Genomic DNA, 19,587 nt, shown 5'->3' on the forward strand with positions numbered 1-19,587 from the left:
GCACCCCTGGGGCCCCGCCGGCGAAGGTGCACCCCGGCGTGAGGAGGTGATAAGCTGCCGCGCGGGGACGGGGCGCAGCTTTCTTTGATGCGGTTCGTCCAAAGGGCTTCACGGGCTTCGTCCGCTTCCCCCACGTCGAACCGCCATGCCTAGCAGCACCGACACCACCGCCGCAGCGACCCAGCCGGTCGAGGGGGCGCTCGTCGGAAAGCGGGTTCAGAAGTACGAAATCGTACGGACGATCGGGCGTGGCGGGATGGGCGTGGTCTACGAGGCGGTGAACACCGCCATCGGGAAGCGCGTCGCGATGAAGTTCGTCGACGCCGCTCTCGCGCAGAACAAGGACGCGGTCGCCCGGTTCCACCGCGAGGCGCAGGCGGCGAGCGCCGTCGAGAGCGCGCACATCGTCGAGATCTTCGACGCCGGCTTCGCCGACGACATCCCCTTCCTCGTCATGGAGCTGCTCCGCGGCGAGGACCTGGGCCACCGCATCCGGCGCTGCGGCAGGCTCGACCTCGGCGAGGCGCTCCACGTGACCGCGCAGCTCCTCCGCGGCCTCCACCGCGCCCACGAGGCGGGCATCGTCCACCGCGACCTCAAGCCGGACAACGTCTTCCTTGTCGACCGCGACGACGACCCGAACTTCGCCAAGATCCTGGACTTCGGCATCTCGAAGGTGCGCCGCGCCGACGGCGCTCCGGCCCACACGTTGACCCGGCAGGGCACGGTGCTCGGAACGCCGTTCTACATGTCGCCGGAGCAGGCGCAGGCGCTGCCCGACGTGGACGGCAGGACCGATCTCTGGGCCGTCGGCGCGATCCTCTACGAGTGTCTCACGGGGCACCCGCCGCACAGCGGCGGCTCGTACGAGCAGGTGATCGTCAACATCTGCATGAAGGACGCGCTGGATGTGCGGATGAGCAACCCGGCCGTCCCCGAGCCGATCGCGCGCGTGATCGCCAAGGCGCTCACGCGGGACAGGGACGCGAGGTTCTCCTCCGCGCGAGATTTCCTGGACGCCCTGGCCGCCGGCGCCGGCGGGCTCCTCGCGTCACGGCGCAGCTCGAGCGACGAGCTCGGGGCGCACACGACGAGCGCTCCCGGCGCCCTCGGGCAGACGCCGGCGAGGCAGCAGACGCCGGGGGATCCAAGCATCGGGCTGGATCCGACGCTCGAGGTGCACGGGAGCGGCTCGAAGGTGGGCTGGTCGAGCAGCGGGCACACGGGCGCGCGCGGCCCGCGGCGGCTCGCGTTCGCCGCGGTGGCGCTGGTCGCGCTGATCGGCGGGCTCGCCGGCGCGGTCCTTCACGCGCGCCGCTCGCCGGAGGCGGGCACGGCAGCCATCGCGCCCGCGCTGCCCACCCAGGTCTCCGTCGAGCTCCGGACGAACGCCGAAGGCGCCCTGTTCACCGTCGACGGCGTGGCGCTGACCGACCGCACGCTGCGCGGCCGCACGGGCGAGACGAAGCGTGTGCGCATCGAGGCCTCCGGCTACACGGCCGTGGACAAAGAGGTGACGCTCCAGGACCGCAACGCCCCGATCGATGTCCTGCTCCATCCGCTGCCGGCGGCCGTGACCCCGGCGCCGCCTCCGGCCGAGGCCACGACTGCGGCGCCCGTCGCGCCCGCCCCAGCGCCCAAGGCCGAGCCGATCACGAAGAAGGCGACGACGCTCCCCTTCGCGGCGCGCCCCAGGGGCGCGGGCGCCGGGGCGAAGTCCGCCGGTCCGGCGCAGGCCACCCCGGCGGTCGCGACGCCGAAGCCGGCGGGGGTCGCGGCTGGTTTGCAGCTCAAGGTCGACTGAGGCGGGATTGGGCAGATCACACGGACGACTCACGCTGGCGCTCTGCGCGGCGACGCTCGGCCTGACCATGCAGCTCTCGCCGGCGCTCGCGCAGGTCGAACCGTACCGGCAGCACATGGAGAACGGCATCAAGCTGTTCCAGGACAGGAACTACCGGGCCGCGGTCGTCGAGTTCGAGGCGGCCTACAAGGAAAAGCCGAAGGCCAGCCCGCTGTTCAACATCGCGCTCGCGGAGAAGGCCCTCTTCAACTACCCGAGGGCCATCGCGGCGCTCGAGCGCGCGCTCGCGGAGCACCGCGACACGATGGATGAGGGCGACGAGAAGACGGCGCGCAGCGCCATCGAGGAGATGCGCGCGCTCCTCGCCCATCTCACGATCGAGCTCAGCCCACAGACCGCCACGCTGATCATCGACGGCGAGGAACAGCCCCCCTCGTCCTCGGGGACGCGCGTCGTGGAGCTCGGGCCGGGGGTGCACCGCATCGGCGCGCGAGCCGAGGGGCACGCGAGCGCCGAGGAGAGCGTCACCGTGGCGAGCGGCGAGCGCGACAAGAAGGTGAAGCTCGCGCTGGTCCCGGACAGAGCCCCCGCCACCCCGGCGCCGCAGCCGTTCACGCCGCCCCTGCCCCCTCCGCCGAAGCCGGTGCCCCTCTCGCTCCCGCCGCAGGGCTACTATGTGATCGGCGCCGCGTCGTTGCTCTGGCCGCTCAGCCACCCGCGAGCCTTCCCGGCGCCGGAGGCGAACAGCGGCGGAGCTGGCTCGATCCGGGTGGGATACCGCGTGAACACCCCCGCGGCGTTCGACGTGATGCTCCAGTACGCGAACATCGCGACCGGTTCGGACGACCCCGCCTACCCGAACGCCAGTTACACGCTCGGCTCGACGCGCCTCGGGCTGAACGTCCGCCTGATGACCCCTGGGCAGACCTGGCGGTTCGTGGGCTCGATCGGGGGCGGTCTCACCTACGATTCCGTGAAGTTCGACAGCATCAAGACGCCGGCGGGAGATATCTGCAATGGCCTTTGCCAGAAGGCCGCCGGGGTGAACGCGTTCGTGTTCTCCGAGGTGGGCGTCGAGCTGGACCTCGGGGGCGTGCTCCTCGGGTTCTCGCTCGACAGCTACTTCCAGTCGTCGCGCGGCATCAGCTACAAGAACAGCGATCAGGACGACGCCACGCTCTACTCGGCCGTGCTGCTGCAGCTGGGGGGCAGCTTGCACGCCGGCTATGCGTTCTGGTGATCAGCCTCTGCCGATCTCGGCCGCTCGTTCCATCCTTGTTCTGCCGCTTGACGGATGTATCCTCGCACGCCCTCGCGGTGAGTCGTAGAGGGTTCGCCGCGCTCTCCAGCGGGGAGCATGGGCCGGGGATCGGCTTTCGCCGTCCTCTTCAATCACGTCAGCCGGGGATCGGCTGCCGCCGTCCCCTTCAACGTCAGCCAGGGATCGGCTGCCGCCGTCCCCTCAAGGGGTGCCATGTCGCAGGATGCCATCACGTCGTTGCTCAAGGAGACGCGCCGGTTCGAGCCGCCGGCCGAGTTCTCGCGTCGTGCGCGCGTCGGCGCGCAGGCGACCTACGAGGCGCTCTACCGCGAGAGCATCGAGCAGCCGGACGCGTTCTGGCGCCGGGAGGTGAGCGACCTCGTGTTCCGCACGCCGTGGACCGCGACCAGCGACTGGTCCCTGCCGCACGCCAAGTGGTTCCTCGGCGCCACCCTCAACGTCACGGAGAGCTGCCTCGATCGACACCTGACGACGGCCACCAAGAACAAGGCCGCCATCATCTGGGAAGGCGAGCACGGCGCCACGCGGACGCTGACCTACGCCCAGCTCCACCGCGAGACGCTGCTGCTCGCCAACGCGCTCAAGCGGCTGGGCATCGAGAAGGGTGACCGGGTCGCGATCTACATGGGCATGGTCCCCGAGGTGGCCGTGGCGATGCTCGCCTGTGCGCGCCTCGGCGCGGTGCACACCGTGGTGTTCGGCGGCTTCGCCGCGGACGCGCTCCGCGACCGCATCCACGACAGCCAGGCCAAGCTCGTCATCACGCAGGACGGCGCGTACCGGCGCGGGCAGGTCGTGCCGCTGAAGGCGACCGTCGACAAGGCGCTCGCTCAGCCGGAGGCGAAGAGCGCGACGCGCGTCATCGTGTACCAGCACCTCGGCAAGGAGCGCTGCGATGTGCAGATGACGGAGGGCCGCGACGTCTTCTGGCACGACCTGCTCGCCGGGGCCGCCCCCGCCTGCGAGCCGACGATCGTCGACGCCGAGCACCCGCTCTTCATCCTCTACACGAGCGGCTCGACCGGGAAACCCAAGGGGGTGCTCCACACGACCGCCGGCTACCTGGTCGGCGCGCACGTCACGACGAAGTACGTCTTCGATCTGCGCGACGACGACATCTACTGGTGCACCGCCGACGTCGGCTGGGTGACGGGCCACAGCTACATCGTGTACGGCCCGCTCTCGAACGGCGCGACGTGCCTCATGTACGAAGGCGCCCCGAACTTCCCCGACTGGGGCCGCTTCTGGCGGCTGATCGAGAAGCACGGGGTCACCATCCTCTACACCGCCCCCACGGCCATCCGCGCCTTCATGCGGCAGGGCGACGAGTGGCCCGCGAAGAGCGATCTGTCGAGCCTCAGGCTCCTCGGCTCGGTCGGCGAGCCGATCAACCCCGAGGCGTGGATCTGGTACCACCGGACCATCGGCGGCGGCCGCTGCCCGATCGTGGACACCTGGTGGCAGACGGAGACGGGCTCGATCATGATGACCACGCTGCCCGGCGCGTCGTTCTCGAAGCCGGGATCGACCGGGCTGCCGATGTTCGGCGTCGTGCCCGAGGTCGTGACGAAGGACGGCAAGCCCGTCGCCGCGGGCGAGGGAGGGCTGCTCGTCCTGAAGCAGGCGTGGCCGTCGATGCTGCGCACTGTGTGGGGCGACGACGAGCGCTTCCGGAAGCAGTACTTCAGCGACGTCGAGGGCTGCTACTTCACCGGCGACGGCGCCCGCCGCGACGAGGACGGCTACTTCTGGGTCGTCGGTCGCATCGACGACGTGCTGAACGTGGCCGGCCACCGCATCGGGACGGCCGAGATCGAGAGCGCGCTCGTGTCTCATCCCTCCGTCGCAGAGGCGGCCGCCGTCGGTCGTCCGGACGACCTCAAGGGACAGGCGCTCGTGGTGTTCGTCTCGCTCCGGCCGGGGGTGACGGCCGGGCCGGAGCTCCAGGCGAAGCTCGGCGAGCACGTCGCCAAGGAGATCGGCAAGTTCGCCCGCCCCGACGCGATCCGCTTCGCGGACGCCCTGCCGAAGACCCGCAGCGGCAAGATCATGCGCCGGCTCCTCAAGGACGTCGCCGCTGGTCGAGAGCTGACCGGCGATACCTCGACGCTCGAGGACCTGAGCGTCATGGCGAAGCTCCGCCAGCAAGAAGACGAGTGAGCCCCGCGGCGGCGCAGGGGCGCGGCCGTGCCCCTGCGACCGACGCGAGGACGCCGCGCGTGACCGGGCAGCGCCTGCCCCTCGGCGAAGGGGAGGAGAACCCACGGAAGAGCTCGATCCCGCGGCCCTTCCGCCGCGCTGGGCGCTGGGAAGAGCGACGGCGGCCCGCGACCGGCGGCCCGCGACTTACGGTCGGATCACCTCGTTCGCGCCGGAGAATTTGATCCTCCGCATCGGCGCGGAGGATACTCTGGGGCGAGGGCGCGCTTGGAGCTCGAAGCTGGAACCGTCGTTGCGAACCGGTATCGCATCATCCGCCAGCTCGGCCGCGGCGGCATGGGCGAGGTGTTCGCCGCGGAGAACATCCGCACCGGCCGCCAGGTGGCGATCAAGCTCCTGCGCGCCGAGTCGAAGGCCAAGTCGTCCGCGGCCGAGCGGTTCCGGCGCGAGGCGCGCGCCGCGGGATCCATCAACAGCGACCACGTCACCGAGATCCTCGACGTCGAGGAGGACCCCGAGCACGGCATCGTCCTCGTGTTCGAGCTGCTCGAGGGCGAGTCGCTGATCGATCGGCTGAAGCGGACGGGACCGATCGATTTCGAGGAGCTGCACCCGATCATCGAGCAGGTCTGGATGGGGCTTGCCGACGCGCACCGCGCCGGGATCATCCACCGCGATCTGAAGCCGTCGAACGTGTACATCGAGGCGCGCCCCGACGGGTCGAAGCGGGTCAAGATCCTCGACTTCGGCATCTCCAAGCTGCCGAAGGAGATGGGAGCGGAGACCCTGACCGAGATGGGCCAGAGCCTGGGCACGTTCTCGTTCATGCCGCCCGAGCAGATCGGCAAGGCGAAGACGGTCGACCACCGCGCGGACATCTACGCCTGCGCCACGATGATCTACCAGTCGATGAGCGGCCAGCTGCCTTACCAGGCGCGCAACCTGCTCATCATGGTCGAGATGAAGCAGAAGACCAACGCGCGGACGCTGGCCGAGGCGATGGACGGGCCCGTCGACCCGCGGCTCGAGGCGTTCCTCGCGAAGGGGCTGGCGCGAGAGCCCGCGGACCGCTTCCAGAGCGCGCTCGAGGGGCTCACCGCCTGGCGGGAGCTGCGGCCGGCGAGGACCTCCAGCCATCCGGTCAGCGGCTCACCCAGCTCCACGCTGCCGGCGAGCAGCGCCTCCGGCCATGCGCGCAGCTCGCCCATCCCGCCAGCGCACCAGAGCTACAAGCCGCCGTCCTCCGGCGCGGTCAAGCTCCCGGTGCCACCGATCGATCCCATCTTGATCCGCACGGCGACCGACCCGGGGGCGCAACCGCGGGTCGAGACCATGGTGCGCCCGCACGGCGAGCCTGAGCGGGCGGCCCACCCCCTCGCGGAGCCGCCGCTCACGCAGAACGAGGGCCAGCTCCCACCTTACATGCCCGGCGGGCGCGCGCCGGGCGGGCAGACGGCGATGGCGCCCGCCCAATGGACCGGTCCGAACGGCACCATGGTGCTCAACAACGCGGTCAGAGAGCTCGTGCCCCCGCTCGTGTCCCACCCCGTGACGCCGCGGACGCTCCCGGATTTCTCCGAGGACAGCTCGGGCGGGTCGACGACCGGCCAGGGTCCGACGCTTGTCTACAAACCCGTGCGGCCAAGCATGGACTCGGCAAGCCCGGGGCCTGCCACCGCCGGTGAGCCAGGGCCGCTCGAGCAGCGGCCTCCGGCGCCGCCAGCGCGGACGCTTCGAACCATCGTCTACGTGCTCGCGGCGATCCTGTTCGCCGTCGTGGGCTTCTTCCTCATGGGGCTCGCCCTCCAGTACCTGGACATGCCCAAATAGTCCGCGCGCTGCGGCCCCGCGTCGGACGTGCCGCTCTCCGCCGCGCGAGCGAGCCGCGGCCGGAGCAGCTCACAGCATCGCGTCCGCGGCGCGGCCCTGGGCCGGTGAGCGCCCGGTGGGCAGCGCGATCCGGAACCGCGTGCCCCCCGCCTCGCGCGGCTCGCACGAGATCGTGCCGCCGTGCGCCTCGATGATGTCCCGCGTGACCGCGAGCCCGAGCCCCGTACCGCGCTGCTTCGTCGTGAAGAAGGGGTCGAAGATGGACGCCCGCAGCTCCTCCGGCACGCCGGGGCCCGTGTCGTCGACCGCGATGGTCGCGGCGCCGCTCGAGAAGCTGACGCTCACGACGATCTCGCCGCCCTTCGGCATCGCCTCGCGCGCGTTGCGGAGCAAATTCAGGAGCGCCTGACGGATCTGCGACTCGTCGAGGAGGATCTCGGGCCCCGCCTCCTCCACCTCGACGCGAACCGCGACGCCGGCGCGGTCGAGCTCGGGCCTCACGAACGCCACCAGCTCCTGCACCAGGTCGTCCACCCGCTCTGGCTCCAGGCGCGGGCGGGGGCGGCGGGCGACGCTGAGGTACTGCTCCGCGATGCGGGACAGGCGGTCCACCTCGGCCCGGATGGCTGTGACGAGCTGCGCCGACTCCTTCATCACGGGCCTCAGCTCGGCGTCAGGCATGTCCGCCGCGGAGGCGCGCGCCACCTCCTCCTCGAGCAGCTCGAGGTTCAGCCCGATCGACGACAGCGGGTTCCTGATCTCGTGCGTGACGTGCGCGGCCATCTTCCCGATCGCCGCCAGCCGCTCGGCGTTCACGAGCTCGGCGCGCGCGCGGCGGATCGCGGCGACCATGTCCTCGAACGTCGTCGCGAGCTCGCCGATCTCGTCGTTCGTGGCGAGCGCCTGCTTCGGGGTGAGGTCGCCGCGCGCGACGGCGTTGGCCCGCTCGGTGACCGCGGTCAGCGGGGCGAGCACGCGCCGCGCGTACAGCGACATCATCACGCCGACGAGGAGCGTCAGCACGCCCAGCCCGAGGAGCAGGTGCATCGAGCGCTCCTCGCGCAGCTCCGCCTCGTCGGTGAGGCTCTGCATCTGCCCCTCGACGCGGCTCCTGATCGCTCGCAGCCGCTGCGCGCCCTCGACCTCCCGCTTGACCAGCTCGTCGCGCGTGCGCTCGGCGAGCTCGCGGTCGCCGACGGCGAGCGCCTGGAAGAGCTGAGCGAACCGCTCCGGGCTGGCGCCGACGAGCCGCTCGATCGCCGCCACCTCGGCCGCGACCTCGTCGCTGAACCGGCGGACGCCGGACGACGCGGCCGTCTGCCCGAGGCGGGCGTCCCCGCCGGTCGCCTTCTCATCGCCGGCGAGCGCCCGGGCGGCGTCCTTGACGATCGAGAACGCGAGCGGGCGGGTCCGCCGCGCGGTCTCGATCCACTCGCGCACGTCCCCCGGGTTCTTCGCGGCGGTGATGTGGTTGAGCTGGGCGTTGAAGACGTTCTGCTCGGCCAGGACCTCCCCGATGCGGAGCAGCAGCGGGACGTACCCGGCGCGCAGCAGCTGGGCGTCGCGCGAAGCTGCCCGCAGCGCCTGGACGCTCCAGCCGACGGTCAGCGCGAAGGCGGCGAGCACCACGAGGTAGCTCGCGAGGAGCCTCCCCGCGACCGTGCGCCGCTTCTGAGGCGCGCGCTCCTCCGGCCCCGCGGCGCCGCCGCGCGCCTCGTCCGCGGCTGGCGGCGGCGCGGTCATCGCGGCGCGACGGCCCGCGCGACGAGGCTCGCGAGGTCCTCCGCCGGCTCGCCCCGCGTCCTGAACCGCCGGAGGCTCTGCGCGCAGTGCGTCACGAGCAGCCCGCCGCCGAGCGCGCGGTGCTCCGCGATCCTGCCGTCGGCGATGGCGGCGGACGACGCGGCGCGCGTGGCGGGCAGGAGGCCGCCGCCGCCGCTGCAGTCGGCGTGCTCGCGGCGGTGGATGAACTCCTCCGGCGGGCGCCCCGTGATGCGGGCGAGGATCTCCCGGGGCGCGTCGTAGCGATCGAGGCCGCGCCCGAGCTGGCAGGGATCGTGGTAGCGCACCCGCCGCTCCGACGCCGATCGCTGCAGCCGGTCGAGCGACGAGCGCGCGAGATCGACGAACAGCTCCGGGGCCTTCACGCTCACGCCCACGCGCGGGTACTCGACGCGCAGAGCGCGCGCGCACCCGGGATCGACGGCGACGAAGCGCCCCCCGGGCGCGACCTCCGCGGCGAGCCGCCGCGCGGCGGCCTCGAAGCCCGGACGATCGCCGGCGTACAGGAGCGGCAGCCCGCAGCAGGCGCGCACCGGGCGGGTCGGGGCGCCGGTCAGCGCTTCGGTCGCGTCCAGCGCGTCGCGCGCGACGTCCGGCGCGTGGCGCTCGTAGCCGCAGCCGATCAGCACGAGGACCACGTCGGGCGCGGCCGCGGCCGACCGAGAGCGCGCGTCGAGCTCACCCGCGCGGCCCTCCTCGCGGGCCGAGAAGCGCTCCGCCACGCGCCTGGCCCCCTCCGGCGCGAGATCGCGCGCGAAGAGCTCAGCGCGCGCGTCCGTCAGCACGGTGGCCACCTCGTTCTTGTGATCGCAGCGCTCGCGGCACCCGAAGCACGCGGAGCACGCCCAGGCCGGGTCCGCGTGGCCTGGGTCGAGCGGCACGTCGCCGCGCGCGGCGAAGTACGCCATCGACATCTTCCCCCACGGCGTCACCGTCTCGTTCGCCTCGACGTTCGACACGGGGCAGGCGGCGCGGGAGAGCTTGGGGCAGTAGACGCACTTCTCGAGCGACGTCCGGTGGGGCTCGAGGAGCTTCAGGCGGAGCTGGGACACCGTTCGAGTCTCTCCATCGGGTGCGCCTCGCGCAAGCGGCGGGGGCGCTTCAGGCGTCCGAGCCGTTGCTGGACGAGCGTCGGCCCCGCTCGTTCACGGGAGTGACGGAGGGAGCTGAGCCCGCCGGCCTGCGGCGGGAGATGCCCTCGTGGACGACCGGCGCGACGCTCGCGCCCGCCTTGCTCGCCGAGCTGCCGTCCGTCGACGCCAGCTGAGGCTGCCCCCCTGCGGTCCCAGCAGACCGCGACGGCGCGCTCTCCTGAGGCAGGCGGATGGTGAACTTCGCGCCCTTGTCGGACGACGCGACCGTGATCGTCCCGGCGTGCTCGTCGACGATCTTCTTCACGATCGCGAGCCCGAGGCCGGTGCCGCCGCGCTTGCCGGAGGTGACGAACGACTGGAAGAGGCGGCCCTGGATCTCCTTGGGGATCCCCTTCCCGGTGTCCGCGACGCAGATCGCGAGGTCGCCCTCGTCGCGGTACGCGCGGATCGTCAATGTGCCCCCGCCTGGCCGCATCGCCTCGACCGCGTTGCGGACCAGGTTGTGCAGGAGCCGCGTCATCTTCGCCTCGTCGAACCGCGCGGTCCCTCGGTCCTCGAGCTCCAGGGAGAGCGAGACGCCGGTCCCAGCGAGCTCGTGCTCCAGCTGCTTCTCGATGTCGCCGAAGAACTTGGTCAAGTAGACCTTGCGCACGAGGATGCTCCGCTCGCCGCGCGCGAACTCCAGCACCTCGCGCTGCATCGCGCTGATCACGTCGAACTGCTTGAGGATCAGCCGCGCGTGGTCCTCCCTCGTCGCCGCGTCGGGAGCGCCGGCCATGAGCTGGACGTAGCCGCTGATCACCGTGAGCGGCGTGCGCATGTCGTGCATCACGCCCGAGAGCAGGCGCCCGATCGTGGTGAGCCGCTCGCTCTGCTCCCGCTCGAGGCGCGACCGGAACAGCCGCAGCGCGGTCGACGCGTTCGCCGACACGAGCCGCAGCAGCGCGCGATCGTCCTTCGAGAAGCCGTGGGGGTGCCTGGAGTTGTAGAGGGCCATGGAGCCGATCGGCACCGCGTCCTCGCCCTCGAGCGGCACGGCGATCGCCGTCCTGAGCTCCGCGCCGACGAGCTGGGCGAGCCGCGGCGAAACGAGCGTGTCGTCCGGCTCCTCGCCCCCGCCCTCGCGCGAGAAGCACACGGCCTCGTTGTTCACCATGGCGCGCCCGACCACCCCTTCGCCGCGGCGCATCGCGATGCGCTTCACCGCCGGCCTCGGAGGGGCCCCGCCCACGACGCCCTCCGGCTCATCGCCGAGCGCGGGCGCGCGGGGCGGCGCGCTGCCCCCGTCGAACGCCGTGAGATCGAAGAAGTAGAGGAACAGCCCGCCCTCGATCTCGTCGACGAGCATCCCCCCCGCCCGCGCCTCGCACGCCCTGCCGGCCTCCGTGATGACCGCGCGAGCGAGGTCCTCCATCGTGGTCGCGCGGCCCATCGCGCTCTCGAGATCGAAGAGCAGCTTGAGGTCGCTCACGCGGTGCTCGAGCTGCTCCTTCGTCTCCACGAGCTGCGTGTTCTTCTGGATCACCGAGAGGAACAGCCTCGAGTTGTCGATCGAGACGGCCGCCTGCGTCGCCAGCGCGCTCAGGAGCTCCTCGTCATGGACCGAGAACTCCCCCTCCCCGTGCTTGTTCAGGACCTGGATGACCCCGATGGTCCGGCCGACGTGGTTCTTCATCGGCGCGGCGAGGATCGAGCGGGTGCGGTAGCCCGTGACCTCGTCCCAGTCGCGCTGGAACCGGCGATCCCGGTAGGCGTCCTTCACGCGGACCGTCCGCCCCATCTTGGCGACGTGGCCCGCGATCCCCGCGCCGACGGGCAGCTCGATCGCGCGCGCCTCCTCACCGATGATGATGCGCGACAAGAGCCGCTGCCGCTGCTCGTCGAGCAGGTAGAGGGTGGCCCGGTCCGCGTCGAGCAGCTCGGTGATCTTGTTCAGGATCAGCGCGAGGAGCTGGTCGAGATCCAGGGTGCTGCCAAGGGCCAGCCCGACATCCCGGAGCGCCTGCACCGTCTTGTCGGCGTGGGCGAGGCGCGCCTCGAGCTCCTGTATGCGAGCCTGCAGCGCCTTCGTGCGTTGTTCCGCCTTCGCGGTCACCAGAAGACGCTAACACGACTTCGCCCGGAGAAGCGCGCGCGCGGGCCCCCGCGCGAACCGTTCGCGCGAACGAGAGCGCTCCCGACGACCGCCGGGAGCGCCCTGGGACATGCGCCTACTGGTTCATGCTCTCGAGGAATTCCTGATTGGTCTCGGTGCGGCTCACCTTGTCCAGCAGGAATTCCATCGAGTCGATGACGTTGAGGGGGTGCAGCAGCTGGCGGAGCAGCCAGACGCGCTGGAGGATCCACTCGGGCAGCAGCAGCTCTTCCTTGCGGGTCGCGCTCTTGTTGATGTCGAGGCAGGGGAAGATCCGCTTCTCCATCAGCTTGCGATCCAGGTGGATCTCGCTGTTACCCGTGCCCTTGAACTCCTCGAAGATGACCTCGTCCATGCGCGAGCCCGTGTCGACGAGCGCGGTGGCGACGATCGTCAGCGACCCGCCCTCCTCGACGTTGCGCGCGGCGCCGAAGAACCGCTTCGGCTTGTGCAGCGCGTTCGAGTCGACGCCGCCGGAGAGGATCTTGCCGCTCGGCGGGACGACCGTGTTGTACGCGCGCGCCAGGCGGGTGATCGAATCGAGCAAGATCACGACGTCGTGCTTGTGCTCGACGAGGCGCTTCGCCTTCTCGATCACCATCTCGGCCACCTGCACGTGCCGCGTCGGGGGCTCGTCGAAGGTCGAGCTGATCACCTCGCCCTTCACGGTGCGCTGCATGTCGGTCACCTCCTCCGGGCGCTCGTCGATGAGCAGCACGATCAGCGTCGTGTCCGGGTGGTTCGCGGAGATCGCGTTGGCGATCTGCTGGAGCAGCACCGTCTTGCCCGCGCGGGGCGGCGAGACGATGAGGCAGCGCTGCCCCTTCCCGATGGGGCAGAGCATGTCGATGATGCGGGTCGAGAAGCTCTTCGTCCCGTTCTCGATGTTGAACTTCTGCTGCGGGTAGAGGGGCGTGAGGTTGTCGAACAGGATCTTGTCGCGGGCGACCTCGGGGGGCTCGCCGTTGATCTTGTCGACCTTGAGCAGCGCGAAGTACGCCTCGCGCTCCTTGGGCGGCCGGATGGAGCCGCTCACGCTGTCGCCGGTGCGGAGGTTGAAGCGCCGGATCTGGGACGGCGAGACGTAGATGTCGTCCGGACCCGGCAGGTAGTTGTAGTCCGGCGCCCGGAGGAAGCCGAAGCCGTCGGGCAGGCATTCGAGCACGCCCTCGCCGTAGACCGGCTGGTCCTGCGCCGCGTGGGCCTGCAGGAGAGCGAAGATCACCTCCTGCTTGCGCAGCCCGGCAGCGCCCTCGATGTTGAGCCCCTTCGCCATCTGGACGAGCTCGGCCATCGGTTTCTGCTTCAGTTCCCTGAGGTGCATGAGTCGGAAAGCTCCAGGATGCGACGGCGCGTGCCCTGTCAAGGGCGTGGAGGCCGTCGGTCGTTGGTTTTTTGGTTGGGGAGGGTCAGCGGGTCGGACCCGAGGCGGGGCCGAGCATGTCGTCGATGTCGGCGGGTCGCCAGAGGGAAGAGGGGGTCGCCTCGCAACCGGCGCCCCTCACGTTCATGTCGCTCGATCGGCGGGCTGTGCTTGCCGATCGGGCGGCGACTCTATCAAGCGCGTCTGCTCTGTCAATGCGCGGCGGGAGGCACGGACGATGCTCGCGCGTCGTGGGGCGCGGCACGGACACAGGTCGTCCGCGCCGTCCTTGCGCAGGACGGCGAGGGCGAACTGCCCGTGACCACAAGGTGCTGCCTGAAGTTGCCTCCCCCCGAACGCACGGCTAAGTCAAGCTGGTTCCATGGGGCTCAAACAGGTTCAGCTGTTCGTCCGCGGTCGCGTCCAGGGCGTCTTCTTTCGTGCCTCCACGCAGCGCGAGGCCAAGCGGCTCGGCCTCACCGGCTGGGTGAAAAACCGGTCCGACGGCGCCGTCGAGGTCCTCGCCGAGGGAGAGGAGGACGAGCTGAAGGAGCTCATCGCCTGGGCGAACCGCGGCCCGAGCGCCGCGCGCGTCGAGCGCGTCGACGTCCGGTGGCGGGGCTTCTCCGGCGATTTCTTCGACTTTCGCATCACGGATTGATGCGCTTGGCACGCAGCTCGTCGGATCCGAGGGGCGCAGGCGCGCAACCGGCGCGGCGGCGCACGCCGGCGTGCGCGTGGCTCGCCCTGATTGGCCTGCTCGCAGCCGTGCCGCTCGCGACGCCTGCGGCGCGCGCCGCAGGCGAGCGCGACGCGGGCACGTCCGCGCCGGCCTCCGCCGCGCTCCCGGAGCTCCCGCGCCTCGCCCCGATCGCTCGACCTGAGCCCGACATCACCGCGGTCCGCGAGCTCGACCGGTTGCTCGACCAGCTCACGTCCGAGGACGCGCGCTCGCGGGAGAACGCCCGCGCGGCCCTCGACGAGCCGATCCCTGGCATCGTCGATGCGGTGCGGCTTCGCGTTCAGGACATCCGCGGCTCGCTCGATCGGGGCGCGGCGCCTCGCGTGCTCGCGGAAGCGCGCAGAGAAGGCCGCAAGGCGTTGAAGGGCGAGAAGGGGGAGGACGCGCGCGACGGCAACAAGAAGAAGGCCGCGGACGCGAAGGCCGACAAGGGCGCGAAGAAGGGCGCTGGCGACCCGAAGAAGGGCGCCAGCGACCCGAAGAAGGGCGCCGGTGATGCCAAGAAGGGCGCTGGCGACGCGAAGAAGGACGCGAAGGCCGACCAGGGCGCGAAGAAGGACGCCGGCGACGCGAAGGACGCAAAGAAGGACCCCAAGGCCGACCAGAGCGCCAAGAAGGGCGCTGACGACGAGAAGGACGAGGGGGACTGGCTGGACTTCATGCTGGCCGCCGCGCGGCCGCGGGACAGCGCGTGGCGCGATGTCGTCAAGCTGCTCGCGATGGAGCGGATGCTCGTCGCTGCAGGGACGACGCCTGCGGTCCGCGAGCTCATCGCGCTGCACGCCTATTTCGGCGAGCTGCTCCGCATCGATCTCCAGCGGCAGGTGGCCAAGCTCCGCGACAAGGCGGTCCCCGCGCTGATCGAGGCGCGCCAGCACGACGCCAAGATCGTCCAGCGGTGGGCCAACAAGCAGCTCGACCTGCTCGGCCGGGCGATCCCCGGCGAGGCGATCGCGTCGAACGACACGCAGATCCTCGCCGACGTCCTCCGCGCCTATGGTCGCGTCCGGGACGTGGACGCCATGCGCGTGGTCCTCAGCTTCTGCAACAGCGACCGCGCGCGGCTGCGCGACGCCGCGCGGGAGGCGATCTCTGCGATCGGCGAGCCCGGCATCTGGCAGCTCCGCGACGCCTACCTGGACCTCACCGGCGCGAAGCCGCCGCGCGAATGGTCGTGGGACCGTGTCGCGCGCGAGCTCTTCGGGACGTACGATCGCGCGCGCCTCGCGGAGGTGTACAAGCTGATGGACGAGGGCGTCGCCGCGGCGAGCGCGGGCAAGCCCGCCGAGGCCACCGAGGCGTTCGACAAGGTCCTCGCCCGCGCGCCGCTCTTCGAGCGCCGCAAGGAGATGGTGGACGCCTACGTGGAGCGGGCGCGATCGCTCCCTGCCGACCGGCGCGACGACGCGCTCGCCATGCTGCGCAAGGCGCTGCGCCTCGACGCGCCAGGCGAGCGCGCGAAGAAGATCGAAGCGGAGATCGCCTACCTCGAGGGCGCGCTCCTCATCGAGCGCGGCACGCCGGACAAGTTCGTGCTGGAGCGCGCGATCGAGCTCGACCCTTCCAACGCCGGCGCGAGGGCGGCGCTCGCCTCCCTCGGGGACAAGGTCGCCGAGCGGAAGAGCCAGACGAACCGCCACATCGCCGCGGCAGCCGTAGGTCTCGCCGCGGTGCTCTCGATGTTCTTCATCGCCCGGCGTCGGAGCGCTCCATCGCCCGCGAGAGGGCAAGGCGGCACCGTTCCTCCGCCACCGACCGCCTCTCCTGCTTCGGTGCCGCCGCCGGCCGCCTCTCCTGCCTCGGCGCCGTCCGCTCCGCCGCCGGCCGCCTCTCCTGCCTCGACACCGCCGCGAAGGCAGGACGGCGCCGCTCCTCCGCAGCCCCCGACGTCTCCCGAGCCGGCCCCGCCCGCCGCCTCGAACGCGGACCCTGACCTGCCGGCACAACCTATCGAGCAGGCGGAACCGCGGAGCGACGACGCCCCTGAAGCGGGCGCGCGCGACCGCTGAGCCGTCGAGCGCGCCGGCCCCACGCAGCGGTCTGTCCCTGATTGCCGGCGAGGCTCACAAAGCAGAAACGCCGGGCGAGCTGAGCGCTCTCCCGGCGTTCTGTCTTCGACTGCGCCGGCGCCATGCGGCGCCGGCTGCGTCCGGCTCAGCCGGCGGTCGTCGCCGGGGTGGCCGGCTCCGCCGCGGCGACCGGCTCGGCGGCCTGCGAAGGCGCGTCCGCGACCGGCGGCGCGTCGATGAACTCGATGAGGCTCATCTGCGCGGAGTCACCGCGGCGCGGACCGAGCTTGATGATCCGCGTGTAGCCACCCGGCCGCCCCTCGAAACGCTTCGAGAGATCGATCATCACCTTCGCGATGATGTCGACCTTCTTGCCATCGGTCGCGACCCCCCAGCGAGGGATGTAGCTGCCCACGAGCCGCTCGGCGTGGAGCCGGCGCGCTCTGTCGCCGGGGCTGAGCTCTCCGTGCGCGGTGTACGCGACCTTGCCGAGCCGCGTCGCCTTGGTGATGAGCCGCTCGGCCACGCGCCGCAGCTCCTTCGCCTTGGCGTCGGTCGTCTCGATCCGCTCGTGGGTGATCAGGTTCGCCGTCAGGTTGCGAAGCATCGCCCTGCGGCTGGAGGTATCCCGACCAAACTGCCTGCCCGCTTTCTTGTGACGCATGACGTTCCCTCAGTACCGACTCACGCCTGCGCCTGCTGCGCCTTCCAGCGCTCGAGGAGCTGCGGCCAGTTGTCGATCTTCATCCCGAGCGAGAGCCCCATGTTCGCGAGGATCTCTTTGATTTCCTTCAGCGACTTGCGACCGAAGTTCTTGGTCTTGAGCATGTCCTGCTCGGTCCGCTGCACGAGCTCGCCGATGAGCGTGATGTTCGCGTTCTGCAAGCAGTTCGCGGAGCGGACGCTGAGCTCGAGCTCCTCGACGGAGCGGAACAGGTTCTCGTTGAGCGGCTCGTCGTCGCTCATCACCGCCTGGTAGCTCGTCTCCTCGCTCTCCTCGAAGTTGACCCAGATGGAGAGCTGCTCCTTGAGGATCTTCGCGGCGAAGGCGACCGCATCCGCGGGCGAGACGGACCCGTTGGTCCAGACCTCGAGCGTGAGCTTGTCGTAATCGGTCACCTGCCCGACGCGGGCGTTCTGCACGGTGTAGTTCACCTTGCGGATCGGCGAGAACAGCGCGTCGATCGGGATCGTCCCGATCGGCATGGTCGGCGTCTTGTTGCGCTCGGCGGGCACGTAGCCGCGGCCCACGTTGACCGTGAGCTCCATCGAGAGCGGGCCCTTCTTGTCGAGCACGGCGATGAGGTGGTCGGGGTTGAGCACCGACAGACCCTCGACCAGCTGGATATCGCGCGCGTACACGGGCCCGGGCCCCTCGCGATCGATCCGCACCGAGTACGTCTTCGGGGTGGCCGCCTTGAAGACGACCTCTTTCACGTTGAGGATGATGTCGCTGACGTCCTCGACCACATCCGGCACGGTCGTGAACTCGTGCAGCGCGCCCTCGATGCGGATGGCCGTCGCGGCCGCCCCCTGGAGGGAGGAGAGCAGCACGCGGCGCAGCGAGTTGCCGATCGTGATCCCGAAGCCGCGCTCCAGGGGCTCACACGTGAACTTGGCGTAGAACTGGGTCCCGCTCTCCGCGTCGATCGAGATGCCCTTGGGCCGGATCAGATCGCGCCAGTTACGGGCGATCATCGTGAGGTTCGGGTTGTTCATCGTCATGGCGATCTCCTTCCTTCATGAGGTTTGCGCGGAGGTCTCACGCCGCGGCCGCACTCGACCGATCGGCGCCGCCTCCTGCCCGCATCCTAGGCTCCATGCCCCCGCGCGAGAGCGCGGGACGGCGACGCCGAGGGGAGCCCGCAGCGAGCGAGCGCACCCTGCAAGGTGCGCTCGCGACGCCGCCCTCCTCGCGCCGCCCTCGCGCGATCAGCGCGAGTAGTACTCGACGACGAGCTGCTCGCGGATCTCCGGCTCGTTGAGATCCTCGCGGATCGGCGCGCCCTTGATCGCGCCGGTGAACGCCGCGCGATCCACGTCGATCCAGCTCGCGACCGGCCGCTTGTCCGCGCCGCCGACGGAGGCGAGGACGCTCTTGAACTTGCGCGCCCCCTCGGTGAGCTCGACCCGGTCACCCGCCCGAACGACGTAGCTCGGGATGTCCAGCCGCTTGCCGTTCACGTGCACGTGGCCGTGCCGGACGAGCTGGCGCGCCTCGGCGCGGGACGAGCCGAAGCCCATCCGATGCACCACGTTGTCGAGCCGCCGCTCCAGCAGCCCGAGCATCTCCTCGCCCGTCCGGCCCTTGCGCCGGTTGGCCTCCTGGAAATACCCGCTGAACTGCCGCTCGAGCACGCCGTAGATGCGACGCACCTTTTGCTTCTCGCGCAGGCGCACCGCGTACTCGCTCAGCTTGATGCGCCCCTGGCCGTGCTGGCCCGGGGGATACGGGCGCCGCGTGTACGCGCACTTCTCGGAGTAGCACCGCTCGCCCTTGAGGTAGAGCTTCATCCCCTCGCGGCGGCAGAGCTTGCAGACCGGACCAATGTAGCGAGCCATCGTGAATTACCTCAAACCCTGCGCCGCTTGGGCGGCCGGCAACCGTTGTGGGGGATCGGCGTGACGTCGCGGATCAGCGTCACCTTGAAGCCAGCGGTCTGGAGCGCGCGGAGCGCGCTCTCGCGCCCGGCCCCCGGCCCCTTCACGAACACGGCGACCGAGCGCATCCCGTGCTCCTGCGCCCGGCGCGCCGCCTCTTCCGCCGCCAGCTGCGCGGCGAACGGCGTCGACTTGCGCGATCCCTTGAAGCCGCGAGCGCCAGCGGACGACCACGCGATCGCGTTGCCGTTGATGTCCGTGATCGTCACGACCGTGTTGTTGAAGGTCGACTGAATGTGCGCGATGCCCGCGGACACATTCTTCTTGACCTTCTTCTTCTGCTTGGCCTTCGTTGTAGCGGCAGCCGTCTTCGCTTGCGCCATGGCGTCCTAATCCCCGCTCGTCACTTGGTCGCGGCAGGACGCCGCTGCAACATGCCCTTGCGCGGTCCCTTTCGGGTGCGCGCGTTCGTATGCGTCCTCTGCCCGTTCGCCGGGAGCCCGCGCCGGTGGCGGAGGCCCCGGTAGCAGCCGAGGTCCATGAGCCGCTTGATGTTGAGCTGCACTTCGCGCCGCAGGTCGCCCTCGACCTTGTACTCGGCGTCCAGGAGGTCGCGGATCGCCTTCACCTCAGCGTCGCTGAGCTCCTCGACCCGCTTGTTCTGCGGGATGTTGGTCTTCTCGCAGATTTGCAAGGCGAGAGTCCGCCCGATACCGAACAGGTACGGCAGGGCGTAGGCGACATGCTTCCGACGCGGGAGATCGACACCAGCGATACGAGCCATGG

Annotated in this window: 15 protein-coding genes; 6 read left to right on the forward strand and 9 right to left on the reverse strand. The window is 70.8% G+C overall.

Going from position 1 to position 19,587, the window contains the following annotated elements; genetic code table 11:
- The first annotated feature begins 145 nt into the window (after positions 1-145).
- The 4 genes from WMF19_RS44605 to WMF19_RS44620 all read left to right on the forward strand — a co-directional run bounded on the left by WMF19_RS44605 (position 146) and on the right by WMF19_RS44620 (position 7,076).
- A complete protein-coding gene (locus tag WMF19_RS44605) occupies positions 146-1,804 on the forward strand; it encodes a serine/threonine-protein kinase (RefSeq protein ID WP_437895938.1) in 1,659 nt (552 codons plus the stop codon).
- A 7-nt stretch (positions 1,805-1,811) separates the two neighbouring features.
- Entirely contained in the window at positions 1,812-3,044 is a 1,233-nt protein-coding gene (locus WMF19_RS44610; protein ID WP_272102138.1) for a hypothetical protein, read from the forward strand.
- Positions 3,045-3,278: 234 nt separating this feature from the next.
- Complete coding sequence (gene acs, locus WMF19_RS44615; RefSeq protein ID WP_437895939.1) at positions 3,279-5,246, forward strand: acetate--CoA ligase; 1,968 nt, start codon at positions 3,279-3,281, stop codon at positions 5,244-5,246.
- 267 nt (positions 5,247-5,513) lie between these two features.
- Positions 5,514-7,076, forward strand: a complete 1,563-nt coding sequence (locus WMF19_RS44620) for a serine/threonine protein kinase (protein WP_437895940.1) — start codon at positions 5,514-5,516, stop codon at positions 7,074-7,076.
- Between the two features lie 69 nt (positions 7,077-7,145).
- Here WMF19_RS44620 and WMF19_RS44625 read toward each other — a convergent pair whose 3' ends face one another.
- The 4 genes from WMF19_RS44625 to rho form a co-directional block, all read right to left on the reverse strand.
- Positions 7,146-8,819, reverse strand: coding sequence for an ATP-binding protein (locus WMF19_RS44625; protein WP_437895941.1), 1,674 nt, complete (start codon positions 8,817-8,819; stop codon positions 7,146-7,148).
- Positions 8,816-9,910 (reverse strand): (Fe-S)-binding protein, encoded by a 1,095-nt coding sequence (locus WMF19_RS44630; protein ID WP_437895942.1) that lies wholly within the window; start codon positions 9,908-9,910, stop codon positions 8,816-8,818. Before WMF19_RS44630 ends, WMF19_RS44625 begins: the two co-directional genes overlap by 4 nt.
- Positions 9,911-9,959: 49 nt before the next feature.
- The gene (locus WMF19_RS44635; protein WP_437895943.1) at positions 9,960-12,047 is read right to left on the reverse strand and encodes a GAF domain-containing protein; all 2,088 of its coding nucleotides are present in this window, start codon (positions 12,045-12,047) and stop codon (positions 9,960-9,962) included.
- Between the two features lie 115 nt (positions 12,048-12,162).
- A complete protein-coding gene (gene rho, locus WMF19_RS44640; protein ID WP_012240541.1) occupies positions 12,163-13,410 on the reverse strand; it encodes a transcription termination factor Rho in 1,248 nt (415 codons plus the stop codon).
- Between the two features lie 421 nt (positions 13,411-13,831).
- Here rho and yccX point away from each other — a divergent pair, with 421 nt between their 5' ends.
- A complete protein-coding gene (gene yccX / locus WMF19_RS44645; RefSeq protein ID WP_272102132.1) occupies positions 13,832-14,110 on the forward strand; it encodes an acylphosphatase in 279 nt (92 codons plus the stop codon).
- A gap of 5 nt (positions 14,111-14,115) precedes the next feature.
- Positions 14,116-16,200, forward strand: coding sequence for a hypothetical protein (locus tag WMF19_RS44650; RefSeq protein ID WP_437895944.1), 2,085 nt, complete (start codon positions 14,116-14,118; stop codon positions 16,198-16,200).
- Between the two features lie 145 nt (positions 16,201-16,345).
- On the opposite strand, the gene rplQ is transcribed toward WMF19_RS44650, so the two are convergent.
- From rplQ to rpsM, 5 genes are all read right to left on the reverse strand, one after another.
- Positions 16,346-16,864 carry a 50S ribosomal protein L17 gene (rplQ, locus tag WMF19_RS44655; protein WP_437325719.1) on the reverse strand — a complete coding sequence of 173 codons (519 nt, stop codon included), beginning with the start codon at positions 16,862-16,864 and terminating at the stop codon, positions 16,346-16,348.
- 20 nt (positions 16,865-16,884) lie between these two features.
- Positions 16,885-17,925, reverse strand: a complete 1,041-nt coding sequence (locus tag WMF19_RS44660; protein ID WP_012240545.1) for a DNA-directed RNA polymerase subunit alpha — start codon at positions 17,923-17,925, stop codon at positions 16,885-16,887.
- A 207-nt stretch (positions 17,926-18,132) separates the two neighbouring features.
- Positions 18,133-18,762 (reverse strand): 30S ribosomal protein S4, encoded by a 630-nt coding sequence (rpsD, locus tag WMF19_RS44665; protein WP_272102129.1) that lies wholly within the window; start codon positions 18,760-18,762, stop codon positions 18,133-18,135.
- Positions 18,763-18,773: 11 nt separating this feature from the next.
- A complete protein-coding gene (rpsK, locus tag WMF19_RS44670) occupies positions 18,774-19,184 on the reverse strand; it encodes a 30S ribosomal protein S11 (protein ID WP_272102128.1) in 411 nt (136 codons plus the stop codon).
- Between the two features lie 20 nt (positions 19,185-19,204).
- Complete coding sequence (rpsM, locus tag WMF19_RS44675; RefSeq protein WP_012240548.1) at positions 19,205-19,585, reverse strand: 30S ribosomal protein S13; 381 nt, start codon at positions 19,583-19,585, stop codon at positions 19,205-19,207.
- Between the last annotated feature and the right edge of the window lie 2 nt (positions 19,586-19,587).

It is taken from the genome of Sorangium sp. So ce124 (genome assembly GCF_051525235.1).
Lineage (GTDB): Bacteria > Myxococcota_A > Polyangia > Polyangiales > Polyangiaceae > Sorangium > Sorangium atrum.

Bases quoted from the DNA above. Each gene is read 5' to 3' on its own strand.
- WMF19_RS44625 (WP_437895941.1), bottom strand. From the start codon at position 8,819: ATGACCGCGCCGCCGCCAGCCGCGGACGAGGCGCGCGGCGGCGCCGCG.
- rplQ (WP_437325719.1), bottom strand. From the start codon at position 16,864: ATGCGTCACAAGAAAGCGGGCAGGCAGTTTGGTCGGGATACCTCCAGC.
- rho (WP_012240541.1), bottom strand. From the start codon at position 13,410: ATGCACCTCAGGGAACTGAAGCAGAAACCGATGGCCGAGCTCGTCCAG.
- rpsM (WP_012240548.1), bottom strand. From the start codon at position 19,585: ATGGCTCGTATCGCTGGTGTCGATCTCCCGCGTCGGAAGCATGTCGCC.
- rpsD (WP_272102129.1), bottom strand. From the start codon at position 18,762: ATGGCTCGCTACATTGGTCCGGTCTGCAAGCTCTGCCGCCGCGAGGGG.
- rpsK (WP_272102128.1), bottom strand. From the start codon at position 19,184: ATGGCGCAAGCGAAGACGGCTGCCGCTACAACGAAGGCCAAGCAGAAG.
- acs (WP_437895939.1), top strand. From the start codon at position 3,279: ATGTCGCAGGATGCCATCACGTCGTTGCTCAAGGAGACGCGCCGGTTC.
- WMF19_RS44660 (WP_012240545.1), bottom strand. From the start codon at position 17,925: ATGACGATGAACAACCCGAACCTCACGATGATCGCCCGTAACTGGCGC.
- yccX (WP_272102132.1), top strand. From the start codon at position 13,832: ATGGGGCTCAAACAGGTTCAGCTGTTCGTCCGCGGTCGCGTCCAGGGC.
- WMF19_RS44605 (WP_437895938.1), top strand. From the start codon at position 146: ATGCCTAGCAGCACCGACACCACCGCCGCAGCGACCCAGCCGGTCGAG.